Below are 21,380 nucleotides of genomic sequence, written 5' to 3' on the forward strand. Positions count from 1 at the left end.
CACCTAAAATTAGATCACTAATATAAAATGAAACAGACGAACGAAATTGTAGTAGCGCTAGATATTGGGACGACCAAGATTGTGGCCATGGCGGGTCGGAAGAACGAGCATGGTCAGTTGGAAGTATTGGGTACAGGGCAAGTAGAATCACTGGGTGTTTCTAGAGGAGTCGTATCGAATATTGAGAAGACAGTAACCGCCATTTGCGAAGCGATTGAGGAGGCCGAGCGTAGCTCTGGCGTTGAGGTTGATGTTGTGCAGGTGGGAATTGCGGGCCAGCATATTAAGAGCTTGCAACACCGGGGAATGTTGACCAGAAATAGCCTACAGGATGAAATTTCTCAGGGAGATATAGATGATCTAATTGCGGATATGCACAAATTGGCCTTGCCTCCTGGCGACAAGATCATCCATGTGATTCCGCAAGAATACACTGTAGATAATGAGCGCGGCATTGCTGATCCTATTGGGATGGCGGGTGTTCGTTTGGAGGCTAACTTTCATATTATTACGGGACAGGTTTCTGCCATTAAGAACTTGAAAAAGTGTGTGGAGAAATCGGCTTTAGAGATGGAAAACTTGACCTTGGAGCCTATTGCTTCTGCTGCTGCGGTATTGACTGAAGAGGAGATGGAAGCTGGGGTGGTCTTGATTGATATTGGAGGCGGAACTACTGATTTGGCTATTTTCCATGAGGGGATTATCCGTCATACTGCGGTTATTCCTTTTGGGGGTAATATTGTGACTCAGGACATCAAGGAAGGTTGTGGTGTGATGGCCGAGCAGGCTGAAAAGCTCAAGCGTCGTTTTGGTTGCGCTATGGCGGAGAAGATCACGGATAGTCGGGTGATTACGATTCCGGGCCTAAAGGGTCGTCCTGAAAAGGAGATCATGGAGCGTAATTTGGCCCATATTATTCAGGCGCGTATGGAAGAGATCTTGGACAGTATTGTTTGGGAGATTGACCGTTCGGGTTTGGCCAGAAAAGTGGCTACAGCGGGTATTGTTTTGACTGGCGGGGGTTCTTTGCTCAAGCATTTGAAAGAATTGGTGGAATACCATACGGGCTATACTGTTCGTTTGGGAGATCCGTCTGAGCATTTGGCCCATGGCTATGAAGAGCAAATGATGAACCCCATCTATGCCACAGCGATTGGTTTGATCATCAATGGCATTGACAACCGCAAGCTAGATACTAGCCGAGAGCTGGAGAGCAGCTATGAAAATACAGCTACGGAAGAGGTTGCCGACCCACTATCTCATAAGGAGGTAGAACAGCCTCGGAAGCAAAAAAGCGGTGGTTGGAGTTTTTCTGGTTTGGTCAAAAAGGCAAAAAATTGGCTAGAAGCTGATCCAGATGCTGATTTGTAGGAAAAAATGCCTATTTTAGGCCATTATTTTAAAAGTGAAATAAGATTGCTATGCAATTCAATATACCTGAAGATAAGGAGTCTATTATCAAGGTAATAGGCGTAGGGGGTGGCGGTAGTAATGCCGTTGCCTACATGTATAAGCAAGGCATTGTGGGAGTGGATTTTGCGATTTCCAACACCGACAATCAGGCGATGAACCAAAGTGAGATCCCTGTAAAAATTCAATTGGGCCCGGCGCTTACAGAGGGTCGTGGAGCAGGTTCTAAGCCTGCGGTAGGCCGTGAGTCTTGTATTGAGTCTTTGGAAGAAGTAACTCAGTTTTTCCAGCACAATACAAAGATGCTATTTGTCACTGCTGGAATGGGCGGGGGCACAGGTACAGGAGCTGCTCCTGTTATTGCCAAAGCGGCTCGTGAGCTAGATATTTTGACTGTAGCGATTGTGACCATGCCTTTTGGCTTTGAGGGACGTCGTCGGGCAAAGCAAGCTCAGGAAGGTTTGGAAGAGTTGAAAAAGAATGTAGATACGCTTATTGTTATTTCTAATGATAAGTTGCGTAAAATCTATGGTAACCTCTCGCTTTCTGATGCTTTTGCTCAGGCGGATAACATCTTGACCACAGCGGCTAAGGGTATTGCGGAAATCATTACTGTTCCTGGTTATGTGAACGTGGATTTTGAAGATGTAAATACCGTAATGCGGGATTCTGGTGTAGCCGTAATGGGTACAGCCGTAAAGGATGGGGAAAACCGTGCTTTGGAGGCCGTAGAAAGTGCATTGGAGTCTCCCCTATTGGAAGATAGCGATATCAAAGGGGCCAAGCACATTTTGTTGAATATCACTTCTGGTGCCCGTCAGGTAACTATGGATGAGGTATTTGAAATTACGGAATACGTACAAAATGAGGCTGGAGAAGGCACCGACTTGATTTGGGGTAACTGCCATGATGAGAGTTTGGGCGATAGCTTAGCCGTTACGGTTATTGCTACAGGTTTTCAGTCTTCTTTGAAGGAGAATGAGCTTCGTTTTAAGGCCGAGCAAGTGCGTAAGCAGGAAGAGCCTGTTAAGCAGCCTCGCAAAACGATTGAGCGCGTTTCTTTGGATGATGCAGAGGATGATGGCTACAGCTTTTTGAGTAAAAAAAAAGGGATTCAAGAACTAGGTTCTAGAAAAGAGCCCTATTCTGAGCATAAAAAGGAAGAACCCTTCGTAAAAAACGAGCAAAAACAGCAGCGCCGCAATATGGAGCCGCCTTATCAGCTTGGAGATAGCGAAGAGCTTCGCCGTCTGGAGAACCAACCTGCCTATATGCGTAAGGGGGTTCGTTTGGAGGGAAAAGAAAAAAAAGAGAATAAAGAGTCCTCTAATTGGTCGGTAGATGAACATGGCCGCCCAGAGATTAACGAGCGAAATTCTTATTTGCACGATAATGTCGATTAGCGAGGGCCTTTTTGTCTTGGCAAAAGCAGAAACTTCTAGTTTAGAAGTTTCTGCTTTTTTTTGGGGCCGAAGGCCCTTTCTTGGCCCAGCGCTGCGCAGCCGTGGCGCGAAGCGCCAGACCCAGGAGCGAAGCGACGCAGGGCCGAGCAGACCTGCGAGCGGCGCAGCATAGCGGCGGCCAGCGAAGCTGGCCGCGGGCCCCAAATCCTTAATTAAAAGAATTGTGACAGTCTATAAACTATATGATTAGCTAAAGTATAAAAACTAGGGGTTGAAATTGTTAAGAGCGGCTATTTCTTATCCGTTTTTTGTTAAAAATGATAAGTTATGGCCTATCTTTGAAAGCTGTCCCCCAATTGTCTTATAAAATCCATAGATTTGGACTGTTTTCCATTTTAACTAACAAAAATAAAATTAAATGACTAGAATTCAGACTTTTGCATTTTTGCTGTTTAGCCTTTTTTTCTGGCAGCAATCTAATGCACAAATCTTCTTTACGGAAGACTTTGAGGGCCTTACGGGCGCCAACGGTTTACCTACGGGTTGGACCGAAACAGGGCTTTCTACAGATGGTATCTATGATATAGGTACCAATGCAGATGCCAATGCAGCAGGTGCTTGGCCTGCTCCTGCTCATACCTTTTTTGCACAGACCAATGATGATGTTTGTGACTGTGATAAGTCAGCAGACCGTCTTATTTTACCTGTACAGAACTTTTCTACTCGCTCAGGTGGAGTAGAATTGATTGTTGACCTCTACATGGATGGACTGTATGGAAGTACTGGACAGATTGAGGTGAGTACAGATGGTGGTACTACTTGGACCCCCATTTATGTAATGCCTGCCGTTGATGGAAGCTGGCAGGACAATACGACCATTTCGCTAAATGCTTATGCGAATGATGCCAATGTATTGATTTCCTTCTTGTATAATGACAGTGGTAGTTGGGCTACTGGTTTGGGCGTAGATAACGTTCGTTTGAACCAAACGGCTTCTTCTAATGAACTCTTGATTTCGGCTATTTCGCCTTCAGAGTACACCTTGATGCCTCAGTCTCAGGCAGGAACAATTCCTGTTAGCACGACGATCTCGAATGCAGGTACAGGAACAGCCGCTTCTGTGAGCATTACTACCAATATCTATGATTTTGCAGCTCCTGGTACGCCTATCCAGACCTACAACAACACGGCCACTAACTTGGCTGCTGGAGCGAGCACAACGGTAAGCATGGGTAGTTTTGTACCTCCTGCACAATCAGGTTATATCTTTGAGCACATCATTACGGGGCCTACAGGTAGCACGGCTAATGATACCGCCCGCTACGGTCTTACGATTACAGACAATGAGTATGCTCGTGATGCGGGTAGCCCGACGAACATCGTTGGTGCTGGTGCTGGTGCTCTAGCTATTATGGGTAATCTTTTCGACATTACGGCGAATACTCAGCTAGACTCTGCTTTGTTCTTTTTGGCCCCCGATGCCACTAACCTAGGGGATACGGTACGTCTTGTTGTTGTTCAAACCACCGCTGGTGTACCCAATGGTACAATTATCGGACAATCAGCCAACTATATCCTTACTCCTGCAGATACTACGGCTAATGGTACTATCCTGACCTTGCCTATCACGAATACTACAGGCGGTGTACTTAACCTTACGCCTGGCCAATACCTAGTTGCTGTAGAAGAGTCATTTACTATGGATGGACTTAACATCCTTTGTGATCCTGATATCTATACGCCCAATACGGTATATGCCAATATTAACGGTGGTGCTTACCAAACACTAGATGGTTTGGTCACTGGTGGGTTCCCTTACACTCCCGTTATCCGTCCTTACCTCAATGTAAGCTGTAACATTACGGCTGCAGCTACAGCTACAGACGCTACTTGTACGGCTAGCAACGGTTCGGTAACGGCTAACCCCGCCAACGGATCTGCTCCTTATACTTACCTTTGGTCTACTGCCGCTACTACACAAACAATTAACGGTTTGGCTGCAGGTACTTATGATGTAACAATTACTGATGCTACTGGCTGTGTCGCTACAGCTTCTGCTACTGTTAATGCCACAACTGTTACTCTAAACGGTACAGCTACCGCTACCAACGCCACTTGTGGCAATGCCAACGGTTCTGCTACAGTAAACGTAAGCAACGGTACCACTCCCTATACTTATGCTTGGTCTAATGGCCAAACTACAGCTACCGCTACCGCTCTTATGGCTGGTACTTATACCGTGACTTTCACCGATGCTAACGGTTGCCAAGGTACAGCTAGCGCTACTGTAAGTAGCCCTGCTGGTCCTACCGCAAGCACTACAGCTACAGATGCTACTTGTACCGCTGCCAACGGCTCGGCTACAGTAACTGCTTCTGCTGGAGCTGCTCCTTATACTTACCTTTGGTCTAATGGCCAAACTACCGCTACCGCTACCGCTCTTATGGCCGGTACTTACAATGTAACGGTAACTGATAATAACGGCTGTGCTGTAACTAGCAGCGCTACAGTAGGTAGCACCGCAGGTACAGTAAGCGGAACTACTTCTAGCGTAAACTCTAGCTGTGGCGCCGCCAACGGTTCTGCTACAGTAACTCCTGCTGGTGGAACTACGCCTTATAGCTTCAACTGGAGCAATGGCGAAACTACCGCTACCGCTTCTAACCTTTCTGCTGGAACTTATACCGTAACTATTACTGATGCCAACGGTTGCGAAGCTACCGCTACGGCTACCGTAAGTAACCCCAACGCACCTACCGCTACGGCTACCGTAACTTCTAACTACAACGGTTCTGAGCTTAGCTGTACCACGGCTAGCGATGGAGAAGCTACTGTAACCCCTGCTGGTGGAACAGCTCCCTACACTTACATCTGGTCTAATGGCCAAACTACAGCGGCTGCTAGCGGACTTTCTGCTGGTAACCAAACTGTAACTGTTACTGATGATAATGGTTGTGCCGTAAGCACCGTGGTTACTCTTACTGCTCCCGCTCCCGTTGATGCCAATGTAGACATGACTGGAACTATGGACGCTTCTTGCTTCTCTAGCAATGACGGTATGGCTACTATCACTGCCTCTGGTGGAACTCCTGGCTATACTTATATGTGGTCTAATAATGCCAATACTGCCGCTATCAACAATATCGGTGCAGGTACTTATACAGTTACTGTTACCGATGCTAACGGCTGTACTAAAGATGCTACTGTAACGATCGCTCAACCTACTGCTATCGTCAATAACATGACGGTTACTGACCTAAGTTGTAGCGGTAGCGCAGATGGCGCAATCAGCACAACTACTTCTGGTGGTTCTGCTCCTTATAGCTATAACTGGAGCAATGGCGAAACTACTGCCGACCTCACAGCTCTTGCCGCTGGTACTTATACCGTAACTATTACTGACCTTAACGGCTGCGAATTGGTAGCCAACAGTACTGTAAATGCTACTGTAGCTATCGTTCTCGATACTACCGTAACTGGAACTTCTGTTGTTGGTGCCAACGATGGTAGCATCGATGTTACTGTTACTGGTGGTGCTGCTCCTTATACCTACGCTTGGTCTAATGGTGCCACTACAGCCAATGTGAGCAACTTGACTGCTGGCCTTTATACTGTAACTGTTACCGACGCTAACGGCTGTAATACTAGCCTCACCGTTAATGTTCCCGATGGCCCCGTTGCTGTTCTAGCCACTAATGCCAATATCAATATTAGCGTATTCCCCAATCCTGTGGAATCTGTAGCTAAATTGACTATCGAACTTAACAAAGCTAGCGATGTGAAAATCGAATTGAGCAATGCCGCTGGTCAAGTCATCCGCAGCTTCCAAGCTAGCCAAGTCCTTAACCAACAGTTTGATATCGATATGAGTGAATTGCCCGCCGGCGTTTACTTCCTACGTGTTGCCGATCAAGAAGCTAGCAATAGCTACCGCATCAGCAAAAAGTAATTTAGCCCCTTTCTTAGGTGCTTAACTCCTGACGCCTCTCCTTTTTTGGAGGGGCGTCTTTTTTTGGGGCTGCCCCGCCCGCCGGGTTGAAACCCAGCGCAAAGCGGTATCGCTTTGCGAAGCAATACAAAATGAGGGTTAAAACCCTCATGAGTTCTCGGGCGGGTCGGGCTGTGTCGCAGCTCGCAGGTCTGCTCGGCCCTGCGGCGCAAAGCGCCTTGGTCTGGCCCTTTGGGCCACTGCTTTCCATCCCTCAGCCTGCGGCGGCTTCGCCGCCTGTCCCATCCAATTGGTCCCAAAAAAAGGCCCCAAAAGCAATTGCTTTTGGGGCCTTCTCGCTAAACATCAATAGCGGCTAATTTGCCTTTTCTTTCAGGTTCCAGTCAATCTGAAAATCTTCTACATTATTGCTTTTCTCGGCCAAAGCCTCAAACTCCTCAAAAAAGGCCACATTTCGCTTAAAAACAAGCTCAAAATTGCGATAGGCCACAAAGGAAAATGTCCCTAAAGCAATCAAAAATGCCGCACAAATGAGCCAAATGGCCCCAAAACTCCCCCAATGGCCCAAGAAAAACGCATAGGCAGAACCCACCATACTAATGGCAATAACAGCCCCCATAAAGAAATAACGTCCTCTCTGCCCTTTCTGGTACTCATTACGAGCCTTAGAGCCCATCAAACGCTTCTTTATCTTGTCGTAATTCTCCGGACGACGCTTGTAGGTCAAGTACAAACGCGCCACCTCTTCTTTACTAAAGTCAATATCGAAAATCATAGCACAAATTTGATTTATTGGGCCTGCTAAGGTAGGGATTTTTCTATTTTTTGAAGGTGATCTCAACTACTTAATTATATTTGCAGACTTGAACAATAGCTAACATTAAATTAACATGTGTACCTCTTTTTCTCCTGCCTTTTTCTGCCTTTTTAGCCTCCTTTTTTTTACCCCCTCCCTCTTTGGCCAAGAACAACTCCTAGATTATAAAGTGATTAGTGGGCCTATGCCTGGCCACTATACCGATTCTACCGCTAGCTTCTGGATATTGGTCCAGAAAAAACCCGTTTTACAAAAGAAAAACCGCCTAGCTCATGTCCTCAAAAAATTAGAACAAGAATTTAGTAGTATTAGTTATCAGGATGAGCCCCTTTGGAAAAATAAGCGGATAGTGCGGGTTTTGGCCCAAAAAAAACCAGCCATTACTCCCCAAAAAGATAGCTTTAGCTTTCTAACGGGCTCTTGTGCCTTCCAATATCCTCTACTCCTCAATATGTTTGGCAAGCGCCGAAGATATAACAAGATATTTAATAAAATGGCCCAAACAGATGCCGAGTTTATGGTCTGGACTGGCGATAATGTCTATTATGTTCTTGGCCAATGGAACTCCTATAAGGGAATGGTCAAAAAAAATCTGCGCTCTAGAGAACGCAAGCCCATCAATAAGTTTTTGCAATCTTGTCCCCAATATGCCACTTGGGACGACCACGATTATGGTCCAAATAATAGCGATGCCAATTTCCCGCTAAAAGATACTGCCCTAAATGTCTTTAAAAAGATGTGGGCCAATCCCTATTATGGAGAAGAAGACAACCCAGGCGTTTATAGCCACTTTAGCCAAGAAAACTGCGACTTTTTCTTGCTCGATTCTCGCTACTATTGTATTGGCGATGGCCCCAAAGAAAAACGAACGCTTTTTGGTAAAAAACAAATGGATTGGCTCAAAAGACAACTCAAACAAGCCAAGGGCGATTTTAAATTTATCTGTTCAGGAACGCAGCTTTGGCCCAAATTAGATAAGGGAGATCATTGGGACCAATTTCCAGCAGAACGAGAAGACTTTCTGGACTTTCTCCAAAAAGAGGACATTAAGGGCGTAGTGGTTATTAGTGGAGACCGACACTATAGCGAGCTCAACTGCCTAAAAAGAGAAGGCGACTATCCGCTTTATGAGTATACTTGCTCTCCCCTAACTAGTTTTACCGATCCCTATTACTCTAAGGTGAATGATTGTAGAGAAGAGGGTACCTTTGTCCGCAAACAAAACTATGGCCTGCTGACTATTGTGGGCCAGGGTTTGCAGCGCATTTGCCGCATCCAAACCTTTAATCGGAAAGGGAAGCTGCTCTGGCAAAGAGAAATTGCCCTTAAAGATTTGCAATAAGGCATAAAAAGCGGCCAGCGCAATGAGTTGCGCTGGCCGTTCATTTTGGTCCAATTAAACGGTTTTGCAGGGCTGCGCAGCAGCCCGCAGGCCTAGCGATGCGGCGGGGTGGCCGAAGGCCAGACCGAACAAAACGAGCGCTAGCGAAGTTTTGTGAAGGGCCGAGCAGACCTGCGAGCCCCAAAGCGTAGCGCCACAGCTTTGCTGTGGAGGCCCCAAAAAAACCTTCTACTTCCGTTTATTTGATTTTGACTTCTTCTTTTTGCTAAAGATGCTACCCATAGCCACACCGCCTACAGAAAAGAGGGTGCGGTCGGTTAGGCCTTCTAGCTCGGCCCCTTCGCCTAGCTTATAATAGCGGCGGACATCAAAAGTGAGCATAAAATCATTGAGGGGCACTTCAATTTTGAGGCCTGCAGCGGCAAAAGCTCTGGCGCTAGCCTGCATATTGGCAAGTTGGTTGGCCGTAGGATCTTGGAGGAAAGCCTCCTCAAAAGCCATATCTTGGTCCAAAATAAAGAGTAAATCGAGTTGTGGATTGGCCGTAATGCCAAAAGTACCGCCCATAATTTTGCGCAGGATACCAAACTTACCGCCCATATTTAGGCTTAGGCTGGTAAAGCCCGTTTGATTAGTGACTGACTCTTCAATTTGGTAAGGGACCACAATTACATCAATAAAAGCTTGGGCAAAACGCTTAGAATTTCCCTCTAAAAGGCCCTTTTTCTCCTTCTCGCTGAGCATAGTATAGCGGGCGCCAAACTGCAGGCGAAAATCATTATCCTGAAAGGCCAACTTTCTAAAATCCAGAGAATCTCGGCCCTCCAAAAGGGTATTGATAAAGGGGTGCACCTTAAAATTGAGGGCAATCGTATTGATCTTTTTGCGGCCATTGGCCACTTTTTCCTTTAGGTTATAATTGGCATCTAGGGCCAAGACTCCAGAAGCGGCACCAGAAGCCTTAAAAAGGCCATAGAGGTTTCCTCCGCCGGCGCCGGAGAACTGGAAAATATTTTCGCTAGGATTAAACAACATATCTACAGGCGTAGGATGTTGGGCAAACAATTGGCCTGAAAGCAGCAGGCTTAGAGCAAAGAGTAGATTTTTCATAGGTATAGGTGAGTTAGATAATGACAAAGCTAAAGCAGCGGGCTATCCAGAATCAAATTGGGGTTGGGGCAATTGGCCTTCATTTCTGCTAATTCTCGAGGCGAGCAAACGCCAGGATAATCGCCCTGATGTCCTTGCAGGTCCATAATAATTTGAAAATGCAAATGAGGGCGCCAGCCGCCATTTTCCTCCTTGCTACCCAGGGTTCCAATAATAGTCGAGCGGTCGATCATTTGGCCCACTTCTAGGGCTTCTACAGAGGCCTTAGACAAATGGCCATACAAAGTATAAAATTTAGGGCAATTAAAGGGGCGGTGTTCCAAAATAATGACGCCCCCATAATTCCCATTCTCCTCATGATAGCCCAAGCTGTGCACCTTGGCTCTGAGGGGAGTGCGAACGCTCCGCCCTTCTCTGGTCCAAATATCTACTCCCAAATGGATACAGCGTTCATCTAGGGGGTCTTTTTGTGGATTAAACAAGGGTTTTTCTCGGTACAAATTGCGGCGTTCTAGGTAGCCTCCAATTCCCACAAAAGTTGAACTGAGGTCCATACACTCCTGAATATAATAATATAGCCCCTTTGGCGTCTTGAACTCCTCGGATCGAGGGTTGGTCTCTGATAAATCTAGGGCCACCACATATTCTCTGCCCCCCACAAAATTCATCACATTGCCAAAGGTTCCTTTCTTGGGCCCGACCCAAGCCAAAAAATCATCTATTTTTCTTGCCATCTTCTTTTACTTAGCTGGTTATTAGATACATATTTGCGTTTAAGTCAAAGTTACTACTTTTAGATAAACAAACAAATTTTATTTTTCATTTTGGCCTTTTCCCTGCTAAGGAGCTTGTACTGCCGGCTGGCCCTTGGGGGTCGTATCTAAAAGAAAGGCAACAAAAGTTTGCAACTAAAAACAAAAAGTTGTAAAATAGGGCTAAGGATGGGCTAAAGCTTCGCAAAAACCAAACATTAAGCGTATATTTGGCCCCTATTGGAAAATAAAACAATATGTCAGAAGAAATAGAACAGGAGGTACAGGAGAAAAAGCCTCAGCGCAACCAATTGGGCGAGATGTACAAAGATTATTTTTTGGACTACGCCTCTTATGTCATTTTAGAGCGGGCGGTGCCTGCGGTAGAAGATGGTTTTAAGCCTGTACAAAGACGAATTTTGCATGCTATGCACAGCATGGATGATGGCCGCTTTCATAAGGTGGCTAATATCATTGGTCAGACGATGCAGTACCACCCTCATGGAGATGCTGCTATTGGCGATGCCTTGGTTAATTTGGGCCAAAAAGACCTTTTGATTGACTGTCAGGGAAACTGGGGGGATGTCCGTACTGGAGACCGAGCTGCGGCCCCTCGTTATATTGAGGCCCGCTTGTCTAAGTTTGCCAAAACAGTGGTCTTTAACCCCAAAACCACCAATTACCAATTGGCTTATGATGGGCGAAAAAAAGAGCCTATTCATCTGCCCGTTAAGTTTCCTCTTTTGTTGGCCCAAGGCGTAGAGGGGATTGCCGTGGGTTTATCGACTAAGATTCTGCCGCATAACTTTGTAGAGTTGATTAAGGGCTCTATTGCTATTTTGCGTGGAAAAAAGACCCAAATTCTACCCGATTTCCCCACTGGCGGCATGATGGATGCCTCTAATTATAATGGGGGAAAAAGAGGGGGGAAAATCCGCCTACGGGCCGAAATAGAAATTGTGGACCGCAAGACTTTGGCGATTCGTCAGATTCCTTATGGTTGTACTACTTCTAGCTTGATTGATAGTATTATTAAGGCCAATAGCAAGCAAAAAATTAAGATTAAAAAGGTGGTAGATAATACCGCCAAGGATGTAGAGATCTTGGTAGAGCTACCTACTAATAGCTCGCCCGAAATTACCATGGATGCCCTCTATGCCTTTACGGATTGTGAGCTCTCTATTTCGCCAAATGCCTGTGTGATTCAAGGGGATAAACCCATTTTTGTTACCGTAGATGAACTCTTAGAAATTGCCACTGGCCAAACCAAGGATTTGCTGGAGTGGGAGTTGAAAATTCGGGAGCAAGAACTACTCGATAAATGGCATCTGGCCTCTTTGGAGAAGATCTTTATTGAAAATCGCATCTATCAATTGATTGAGGATTGTGAGAGTTGGGAAGAAGTGCTCGAGACGATTGATAAGGCCATGCAGCCCTTTGCCAAACAGCTCTGGCGCCCAATCACTCAAGAAGATATTATCCGCCTGACCGAAATTAAGATCAAGCGAATTTCTAAGTACAATAAGTTTCAGGCCGATGAATACCTCAAAAAACTAGAGGACGAACTGGCCGATGTTCGACATGATTTGGCCAATTTGGTGGATTATGCCATTGCCTATTTCAAGCGCTTGCTAAAAGACTTTGGCAAAGAGAAAGAGCGCAAGACCAAAATCATGACCTTCGATACGATTGATGCCGTTGAGGTGGTGGTGAATAATGCCAAATTATATGTCAATCGCAAGGAAGGATTTATGGGCTATGGCCTCAAGAAAGATGAGTTTGTTGAGGAATGCTCTGACTTAGACGATGTGATTGTCTTTCATAAGGATGGAACCTATAGCGTAGTAAAAATTGCCGAAAAGGTCTTTATTGGCAAAAATCCCTTGCATTTGGCCATTTGGCGAAAAGGCGATGAGCGCATGATTTATAATGTGGTTTATGCCGACCTTGATAAAGGGGCCAATTATGTGAAGCGCTTTGCCGTAACGGCCATTACCCGAGATAGAAAATACCCCATTGCCAATAAGGTAGAAAAAGCCAAAATCTTGCATTTTTCAGCCAATCCCAACGGAGAAGCCGAGCTGTTGCACATTCAACTTAGTCAAGCTTGTAAGGCCAAAAAGAAAGATTTTGAGTATGATTTTGCCGAACTAGCCGTTAAGGGCCGCTCGGCTAGAGGAAATCTATTGAGCAAATACCCTATTCGCAAAATTCAAGTAAAACGACAGGGAGAATCTACTTTGGGCGCACTGCAAATTTGGTTTGAGCCAGAAACGGGCCGCCTCAATAGCTCTGGTTATGGCCAATTATTGGGCGACTTTGAAGAAGAGGACCGCATTTTGGCCCTCTACCAAGATGGTAGCTATGAAATGACTAACTATGAGCTGAGCAACCGCTTTGAAGCAGAAGAACTCTTGCTGGTCCAAAAATGGAATGCCGAACAGCCCATTACGGCCGTTTACTTTGATGGCGAGCGCAAAACAACCTATGTCAAACGCTTCCTGATTGAAACCAGTACGCTCAATAGCCGCTTTGAGTATTTGCCCAATAATCACCGCTCGACCAAATTGCTTTGGGCGGGCACACAGTTAGCCCCCAAAATTGCTTTTGAACAAAGAGAGGGCCGTAGCTATACCGCCAATGAGGCCCAACTCGCCGAAATTGCAGATGTAACTGGCTGGAAAGCCCTAGGAAGCAAACTACATGATGATAAAATCAGAAATGTAAAAGAGATTGGCCCAAAGGAAAATGAAGAGAACCAAAAGGCCCTCTTCTAGTTTTGGCCCATAAACAAAAAGCCCCAAGGCAATGCCTTGGGGCTTTTTTTATGCGTTTTGCAGGCGGCAAAGCCGCCGCATAGGAGCGAAGCGACGCGGCTGAGGGATGGATAGCAGTGGCCGAAGGCCAGACCGAGCTTTTGAGCGTAGCGAAAAAGCGAAGGGCCGAGCAGACCTGCGAGCTGCGACACAGCCCGACCCGACCGCAGGGAGGGGCAGCCCCAAAAAACAGGACTAATTCAAAGGACTAGCCTGGCTAATTTCCAAATCTCTCAAACGCTCCAGCAAAAGGGTCCAAAGATGACTATAATTAATGACCTCAAACTCATCAATCATACCGCGATAACGGAAGGGCTCCTCCGCCAAACGATCGAGATATTTTTGATAAATACCAATCTGGGCAAAGTCAAAATTGGCCTTAGATAGCTGATAAAGCAAGCGAATAAACTGAATAGTTCGATAATGCTCCTCTCTGCGCAAACGACGGTTGGCAATCTCTTTCAGGTACTCGGCCTTGGCCTGAGCCGCCTCTACATCCAGCATTTCCAGATGGAAAAGCAATTGGGCAATCAGGTGGCTCACCTTAAGCATGCGCTCCGACTTGCTAAACTCTAAGGGGTCGCTCAAAAACTTGTGCAAACGGAAGCGCTTGCGGCGCTTGGCCCGGCTGCTCTTGGGCTCAATATTTTTTAGCACGGGATAAAACTGATGCAAATAACTGAGGTAAATCTCAAAGGCATTCCATTTCTCCTGATCTTCTCGCTCCAAACGCTCAAAACGAGCATCGCCAATTACCTCATAAAATACCTGCTGGGCTTGCTCATAATGCTCGCCATGCAGCGCCAGCAAAAAGAAAAACTCCATCAGCTGAAACCAACTATCGGTGTCTTGCAAGCTCATAGCCTGCTTATACAAAGCCGGCGCAATGCTGGGCGTATATTGGCCCATATGCAAAATAGCCGACAACTTTTTGATCATGATCTCGGCAAATTTATCGTCTCGATAAAACTCCGGATGCTCCGCAACATATTGCTCGCTATCTTGGCAAACGCCCATCATCTGCTCATAATCTTGCAACATCTCATAGCGATAAGCCCAAACCATATAGCGATGATAATGCACAATTGGCGATTGGTAAAGATCGGCCAAGCCCTCTAGCGCCTGACAATATACATTGATTCTCCCCGCCAAATCCTGATTCTTAGAATGCGGCTTGTAGTAGTTAATAACTACCCGCTGATACAACTCCTCCGAGCGAATCTCCGCATCCAATACATTCTGATACTGCTTGCACAACTGATCATACTCCTCATACAAACGCTCATTTTCATCCCGCAAAGCATAATGCTCTCGCAAAATGCGCGCACAGTTTACAATCACATCGGCAAACTGAAACTTTTGGGCCGTGGTCATCAACTGACGAGCCAAATAAGCCGCCGTATCATAGGCTTTATTCGATAAGAGAATCTTGATTAAGGTCCAGTCTTTATTAGAAGAAAAATAGGCCCGATTGTAATCCGATGCAGAGGGAAGATTGACATCCAAAAAGAAGAGCGTATTGAGCAAACGCTTCTTGAATCTAGACTTTAGCTGCCGATATTTATCATCCGTTGAAGGACTGCCATACAAATATTCTGCAGCCTGCTCATCTGTCTCAAATTTATCATTAACTACAGCCTCATAAAAGTCATTAAATTTACTGCTTTTCTGGCTCAAAGAATAGTCGTCAAAAATCTCTATCTTCTTGACCTTCTTCTTAGTAACGATTTTCGCTATTTCTAATATATGTTTCATTTCTTAAGGAGTTGGTTATTGGCTAGTGTAATTGCTTATTTTGATGTCACATTTTGCAATTACAAAATAACAAAAAAAGGAGGCTTTACCAACCCCCTTTTTCTTTAGCAAATCCTTGTTTTTTTATTTATTTAGATAAAATCTATATTAAATTTTAGCTAAATAACTGTCAGTCAGTTATTTATAATTTAACTAACTATTTAGTCAAATCATCTAAGAGCGTAGAATTGATTTGACATTAACAAATTCTTTTATGCCATTTGCAGCTAATTCACGTCCCAAACCCGATTGTTTCACTCCCCCAAAAGGGGTATGTGGGGCCGATCTCATTAGTTGATTTATGGCCAAGGTCCCTACTTCTAGTGACGGAGCAAGCTGCAAAGCCCGCTCTTCATCGGTCCAAATGGCCCCGCCCAAACCATAAATGCTATCATTGGCCAACTGAATGGCTTCTTCTGCATCGGCCACCTCAAAGAAGCTGAGTACTGGCCCAAATAGCTCTTCAGAATAAGCCGGCGAGCCCTTGGGCGCCTGCCCCAAAATGACCGGAGAAAACAAGCTGCCCGCTCCCTTTCCTCCATCCAATAATAACTGAGCCCCAGCCGCCAAACTATCCGCTTTCTGCTGGGCCAACTCCAAAGCTAGGTCCTCTCGAGCCATGCAACTGAGGTCCAAATTATCCGAAATGGGGTCGCCCTGACGCAATTGGGCGATCTCCGCCTTCACCGCATCTAAAAAGTCTGCCGCCAAGGAACGCTCCACAATAAAGCGCTTGGCCGCTATGCAGGTTTGCCCGTTGTTGCCAAATCTAGACTGTACGCCCGCCTTGGCCGCCGCCTCCAAATCAGCCCCTTCCAAGACAATAAAAGGATCCGAACCGCCCAATTCTAATACCATTTTTTTCATGCTGCCCCCAGCCAAGGCCCCCACGGCTAATCCCGCTCTCCGACTGCCCGTTAAGGATACTCCAGCCACTTCCGACCCCTTGATTAAGGCCGCCGTTTGCTCCAAATTGGCAAAACTGTTCTGAAATACCCCCTCCGGAAAACCCGCCTGCTCAAATAATAGAGCAATCGCCATGGCCGAACGGGGCACATTGGGCGCATGCTTGAGCAAACTGACGTTGCCCGCCAATAAGGTCGGTACCGAAAAACGCAAGACCTGCCAAAACGGAAAGTTCCAAGGCATGATCTGCAAAATGATGCCCAATGGCTCATAATAGACCATATTGCGGCTCTCCGGCGCATAATCTACCGCATGCGGCGCCAACATCCTCGGCCCAAATTCTACATAGTACCGAATCAACCATGCACATTTTTCGATCTCCGCCAAGGCCTGCCCCAAGGGCTTGCCCATTTCCTGACTGACCACTAAGGCCAATTCCTCTTTTTGCGCCAATAGTTGCTGTTCTAAAGCCAAAAATAAGGCCTGCCGATCGGCCATAGCAAGCCGCCGCCAATGCCGAAAAGCAAGTTCCGCTTTCTTCAATTGCTGCGCTAACTCCGAGGCGGTCACAAAGTCATATTCTCCATACAACTCTCCTGTATATGGATTTTTAGATCTAAACTGATTCATCTTTTCTGTTTTTTTGGGGCCTCCGCAGCAAAGCTGCAGCGCTACGTTTCGGGGCTCGCTATTCGCTCGGCCCTTCAGCGCTGCGCGCTTCGGTCTGGCCTTCGGCCACCCCTGCACATCGCTAGGCCGGTCGCTGCGCTCCCCTGCGGCGGCTTCGCCGCCTGTCCCCTCCCAAAGCAAAGGCCTTCCAATTCGGAAGGCCTTTGCGCTATTTAATCAAATTTTTGTTCTTCTATTTTCTTTCCTGCTACGGCCTTGGCTATACTTTGGTCCATGGCCCGCTCGGCCATCGGCCGAGCATATTGGTTGAGCTCTTCCATCCGCTGCTGAATGAGGTCCTTATCCTCTCCCCCGCAGGCTTGGGCCAAACTAGCCGCCCGATTCTGCATCCCCACAATCTCTTCCTCCGATAAAATGGACTCGTTCTGCCCTATGAATTTATCTGTCGCCAATAATACCGATTCGGCTTCAGTTCTCGCCTCTATCAATGCCTTGATAGCCATATCTTCCTTGGCGTTCTTAATCGAATCTAAGAGCATTCTCCCCATTTCTTCCTCAGAAATACCATAAGGCGAACGCATTTCTACTAGTTGCTCTACCCCCGAACGCAATTCCTTGGCCCGCACCTTCAAGATGCCATCCGCATTCAATAAGAAGTGGATTTCTATTTTGGGCATGCCCGCCGCCATGGGCGGTATTCCCTTCAATACAAATTCTCCTAGCTTGCGGTTGTTGGCCACCAATTCCCGCTCTCCTTGATAAACCGCTACTTTTAGCTTGATCTGCCCATCTACTGATGTAGTATACTGACGGCCAGCTTTCATGGGTACTTTAGAGTTTCTGGAAATAATGACGTCCATCAGCCCCCCTACGGTTTCTATTCCTAAGGATAAAGGGGTTACGTCTAATAATAAGATGTCCTTTTGGTTACCCGCCAATACATCGGCCTGTATGGCCGCCCCTAAAGCCACCACCTCATCGGGATGTAGCTCGTCTTTGGGCGCTTGACCAAAGAATTTGGCCACCGCCTCTTTAACGATGGGCATACGAGTAGATCCACCCACTAGGACGACCTCATCAATATCGCTCAAATTCAGCTCCGCATCTTTTAGGGCCTGCTCACAAGCCTTAATAGTCCGCTGAATCAATTCTGCTGTCAGTTGGACCAATTCCGCTTTGTCTAAACGCAATACTTCGCCCCCCAATTCTCCCTCAAATTCATCAGCCTGAGAAAGGGTTTTCTTGGCCTCTTCGGCCAAAAGACGCAGTTCCTGCGCAAAAGCCCGATCCTCCTGCAAGCGCTGCTCGCTCCAATTGGCCCCCTTGGCCCAATGCTTCAAAATGGCTCGGTCTACATCATCGCCCCCCAAAAAGGTGTCGCCATGCGTAGCCAATACCTCAAAGATTCCATTGTCAATACTCAAGATAGAGACATCAAAGGTGCCGCCCCCCAAATCATAAACCGCAATGGTCTTTTGCTCATCGGGGTCCAAACCTATTCCATAGGCCAAACTAGCCGCTGTGGGCTCATTGACAATTCGCAAAACATCTAAGCCGGCCAGTTTCCCCGCATCGCGAGTGGCTTGCCGCTGCGAATCATTAAAATAAGCGGGAACGGTAATCACCGCCTTTTGTACGGGCTGCTTTAATAGCTTTTCGGCCCGCTCTTTCAAGCTTTTGAGAATGACGGCAGACAATTCGATGGGATTGTAAAACTTATTGCCCAAACGAACCTTCAATAGGCCGTCTTCTTGCTCATTTGGAATAATCTCATACCTAAAAAAGCCCTGATAATCTTTGAGCTCCCCATAAGATTTGCCCAAAAGGCGCTTGACCGAGAAAATGGTGTTCTCTGGATCTTTGATCAACATTTCTTTGGCCGATTGCCCCACTACGGGCTGCCCCTCCTGCCAATGAATGACAGAAGGGACCAAGCTATGCTTGGCCGATTCCTCTTTTAAACATTCGGCTTCGCCCTCGGCATTGATATAGGCCAACAAGCTGTTGGTGGTCCCCAAATCAATCCCAATAATGAGCTCGCCTTTCTTGGTTTTATCTTTTTCTACCTGCCCAGATTGCAGGTTGATTCCTATTTTTGCCATAGTTGTATTTCTTCCTTTTTTAAAGGGTACGTTCTCCCTCTATAATAGAACTGCCCTCCTTTTGTTTAATACCGCAGCGTTTTTAGCATGCGGGCCAAGCTCTCTCGCCAATGGGGAATGGCTAGGGCAAAATCATTTTTGATTTTCCCTTTATGCAAGAGCGAAAAGGCGGGACGTTTTGCGGGGGTAGGGTAATCTTTAGTATCTATGGGCTGAAGCGCACAATCTATTTGAGCCAGCTCAAAAATGGCATGCGCAAAGTCGTACCAACTGGCTACGCCCTCATTACTATAATGGTAGAGACCAGAAGGCGACTCCTCTTGGCCCAAAATCCGTAGAATGGCCTCGGCCAGATCTCCCGCAAAGGTGGGGCTACCAATTTGATCGGCTACTACAGATAGACTTGGGCGCTCTTGGCCCAAACGCAACATAGTTTTTACGAAGTTATGGCCAAAAGAAGAATAAACCCAAGCCGTGCGAATGATCAAGGCATCGGGCAGCTCGGCCAAAACGGCCTGCTCTCCCGCTAGTTTTGTGCGCCCATATACGCCCTGTGGATCCGTAGCGGCAGTTTCTCGAATAGGGCCAGAAGCTCTGCCTGCATAAACATAGTCTGTAGAAATATGGACCAATTTGGCCCCAAGAGCGGCGGCCGCCTTGGCCAAATTGCGGGGACCTTCTACATTGACCAACTGGGCCAATTCTTCCTGCTCCTCGGCCTTGTCTACCGCAGTATAGGCTGCGCAATTGATGCAGTAATCTATCTTATATTGCTGCATATAAGTATATACCGCCTCCGCATCTGTGATATCCAGTGTAGATTGATCGGTAAAATGATATTGGCCTCCAGCCAAAAGACGCAAGGCCTTTTGGTTCATGACCAAGGCCTGTATTTCGCTGCCCAATTGGCCCTCGGCCCCAGTAATCAGTATATTCTTAATCATAGTCGTTTAGGCTTTTCTATGTTGGCCAAAATGAGGTAATTCTAGGTCCTTTTCAGAAAGGATGGCCTGCGCCAAATCAATCTGCCAATCAATATTCAATTGAGGGTCATCGTAGCGGATGCCACCCTCACTAGCCTTATGATAAAAGTTGTCGCATTTGTAGAAGAACTCTGCCGTTTCGCTCAAAACGACATAGCCATGCGCAAAACCACGAGGCACATATAACTGCCGTTTGTTCTCCGCCGAAAGCGCTACCCCATAATGCTCCCCATAAGTGGGCGAATCGGGCCGAAGGTCGACCACTACATCTAGGACCTTACCTTCTAATACTCGGACCAATTTGGCTTGCGCCTGCTCCCCGACTTGATAGTGCAAGCCCCGAAGCACCCCATAGGTAGAACGGGCCTGATTGTCTTGCACAAAGGGGCGTTCTATTCCCGCCTCGGCAAAGGTTTGGGCATTAAAGGCCTCAAAAAAGTAGCCGCGCTCATCCTCAAAAACCCGAGGTTCAAAAAGGAGGAGGTCGGCAATAGGAGTTTTAACAAAAGGCATATGCTTATTTTTTATGTTGCTCGAGGCAATCTAATTGGTCCTTAAAAAAATCGAGATAATAGATGGGGTAATTTTGTGTGCCCGCCGACCACTGCAAACTCAAGGACTCAATTTCATGCTTGCGCAACCATTTTTGGTCTTTCTTCTTGAGCGGAAAGCGGCAGATATAGACACTTTCTTTGCCCTCAGCTTGTCGTTTGGCCCCCAAGGGAGAATACAATTTATGTTTGCGGCCATCTATGGCGGTCAGTTCTAGTTTTGCTTTGGGCGGCAAGAAACCAAAGCTCTTATCGGCCTCCTGATCCAATAAGCGGATCTCTAGCTCTAGCAGGAGTTGGCCCTCGCTTTCTCGCAAAAAGCCTGAGGCCGACAGATAATCTTCATTGAGATAAAAGCGACGGTACTCTGTAGGGGTATAGCTAAAGAACCAGCGACTAGGCAAACGCTTTTCTACTCGGCCTGTAAAATCATCTTGGCCCAGGCTTTCCCACTCGCAACTGCCCAATAAGGGCTGAGCAGAAAGCCAACTACTGCCCAATAGGGCCAAAGAAAATAAGAAGTACTTAAGCAGCATAGACGATATATATTTGGTCCAATAGATCTTGTATGGCCTTGCAGCAGACAGGCGGCGCAGTCGCCGCAAAGGCGCGAAGCGCCGCGGCTGAGGGATGGATAAGGGTGGCCGAAGGCCAGACCCAGCGGCTGCAAGCCGCGCAGGGCCGAGCAGAACTGCGAGCCCTGACACAGCCCGACCCGAGCGAGAACTCATGAGGGTTTTAACCCTCATTTTGTATCGCTTCGCAAAGCGATACCGCTTTGCGCTGGGTTTCAACCCGGCGGAAGGGGCAGCCCC

The 21,380-nt window shown here is 46.8% G+C and carries 14 protein-coding genes; 5 read left to right on the top strand and 9 right to left on the bottom strand.

The window, feature by feature from the left end; all coding sequences use genetic code 11:
- Nucleotides 1-27: 27 nt before the first annotated feature.
- The 3 genes from ftsA to OP864_RS03270 all read left to right on the top strand — a co-directional run bounded on the left by ftsA (nt 28) and on the right by OP864_RS03270 (nt 6,762).
- Nucleotides 28-1,371, top strand: a complete 1,344-nt coding sequence (ftsA, locus tag OP864_RS03260) for a cell division protein FtsA (RefSeq protein ID WP_270099865.1) — start codon at nt 28-30, stop codon at nt 1,369-1,371.
- 50 nt (nt 1,372-1,421) lie between these two features.
- On the top strand, nt 1,422-2,813 hold the full coding sequence (ftsZ, locus tag OP864_RS03265) for a cell division protein FtsZ (RefSeq protein ID WP_270099866.1): 1,392 nt from the start codon (nt 1,422-1,424) through the stop codon (nt 2,811-2,813).
- A gap of 418 nt (nt 2,814-3,231) precedes the next feature.
- Nucleotides 3,232-6,762 carry a beta strand repeat-containing protein gene (locus tag OP864_RS03270; RefSeq protein WP_270099867.1) on the top strand — a complete coding sequence of 1,177 codons (3,531 nt, stop codon included), beginning with the start codon at nt 3,232-3,234 and terminating at the stop codon, nt 6,760-6,762.
- A 355-nt stretch (nt 6,763-7,117) separates the two neighbouring features.
- Here OP864_RS03270 and OP864_RS03275 read toward each other — a convergent pair whose 3' ends face one another.
- The gene (locus OP864_RS03275) at nt 7,118-7,537 is read right to left on the bottom strand and encodes a hypothetical protein (protein ID WP_270099868.1); all 420 of its coding nucleotides are present in this window, start codon (nt 7,535-7,537) and stop codon (nt 7,118-7,120) included.
- A gap of 115 nt (nt 7,538-7,652) precedes the next feature.
- Here OP864_RS03275 and OP864_RS03280 point away from each other — a divergent pair, with 115 nt between their 5' ends.
- A complete protein-coding gene (locus OP864_RS03280) occupies nt 7,653-8,921 on the top strand; it encodes an alkaline phosphatase D family protein (protein ID WP_270099869.1) in 1,269 nt (422 codons plus the stop codon).
- 228 nt (nt 8,922-9,149) lie between these two features.
- Here the strand turns inward: OP864_RS03280 and OP864_RS03285 are convergent, their stop codons facing one another.
- Complete coding sequence (locus OP864_RS03285) at nt 9,150-10,031, bottom strand: hypothetical protein (RefSeq protein ID WP_270099870.1); 882 nt, start codon at nt 10,029-10,031, stop codon at nt 9,150-9,152.
- 29 nt (nt 10,032-10,060) lie between these two features.
- A complete protein-coding gene (locus OP864_RS03290; protein WP_270099872.1) occupies nt 10,061-10,765 on the bottom strand; it encodes a peptidoglycan DD-metalloendopeptidase family protein in 705 nt (234 codons plus the stop codon).
- 275 nt (nt 10,766-11,040) lie between these two features.
- Between OP864_RS03290 and OP864_RS03295 the strand changes: the two genes are divergently transcribed.
- Nucleotides 11,041-13,560 (top strand): DNA gyrase/topoisomerase IV subunit A, encoded by a 2,520-nt coding sequence (locus OP864_RS03295; RefSeq protein WP_270099873.1) that lies wholly within the window; start codon nt 11,041-11,043, stop codon nt 13,558-13,560.
- Nucleotides 13,561-13,794: 234 nt separating this feature from the next.
- Here the strand turns inward: OP864_RS03295 and OP864_RS03300 are convergent, their stop codons facing one another.
- From OP864_RS03300 to OP864_RS03325, 6 genes are all read right to left on the bottom strand, one after another.
- The gene (locus tag OP864_RS03300; RefSeq protein WP_270099877.1) at nt 13,795-15,354 is read right to left on the bottom strand and encodes a hypothetical protein; all 1,560 of its coding nucleotides are present in this window, start codon (nt 15,352-15,354) and stop codon (nt 13,795-13,797) included.
- Between the two features lie 213 nt (nt 15,355-15,567).
- Nucleotides 15,568-16,929 (bottom strand): aldehyde dehydrogenase family protein, encoded by a 1,362-nt coding sequence (locus OP864_RS03305; protein ID WP_270099878.1) that lies wholly within the window; start codon nt 16,927-16,929, stop codon nt 15,568-15,570.
- A gap of 212 nt (nt 16,930-17,141) precedes the next feature.
- The gene (gene hscA / locus OP864_RS03310; RefSeq protein WP_270099879.1) at nt 17,142-19,031 is read right to left on the bottom strand and encodes a Fe-S protein assembly chaperone HscA; all 1,890 of its coding nucleotides are present in this window, start codon (nt 19,029-19,031) and stop codon (nt 17,142-17,144) included.
- Nucleotides 19,032-19,096: 65 nt separating this feature from the next.
- Entirely contained in the window at nt 19,097-19,975 is an 879-nt protein-coding gene (gene rfbD, locus OP864_RS03315) for a dTDP-4-dehydrorhamnose reductase (protein WP_270099880.1), read from the bottom strand.
- 6 nt (nt 19,976-19,981) lie between these two features.
- Complete coding sequence (rfbC, locus tag OP864_RS03320; protein ID WP_270099881.1) at nt 19,982-20,527, bottom strand: dTDP-4-dehydrorhamnose 3,5-epimerase; 546 nt, start codon at nt 20,525-20,527, stop codon at nt 19,982-19,984.
- A gap of 4 nt (nt 20,528-20,531) precedes the next feature.
- Complete coding sequence (locus OP864_RS03325; protein ID WP_270099882.1) at nt 20,532-21,101, bottom strand: hypothetical protein; 570 nt, start codon at nt 21,099-21,101, stop codon at nt 20,532-20,534.
- Nucleotides 21,102-21,380 lie beyond the last annotated feature (279 nt).

The sequence above is a fragment of the Saprospira grandis genome (assembly GCF_027594745.1).
In the GTDB taxonomy this organism is placed as follows: Bacteria; Bacteroidota; Bacteroidia; order Chitinophagales; family Saprospiraceae; genus Saprospira; species Saprospira grandis.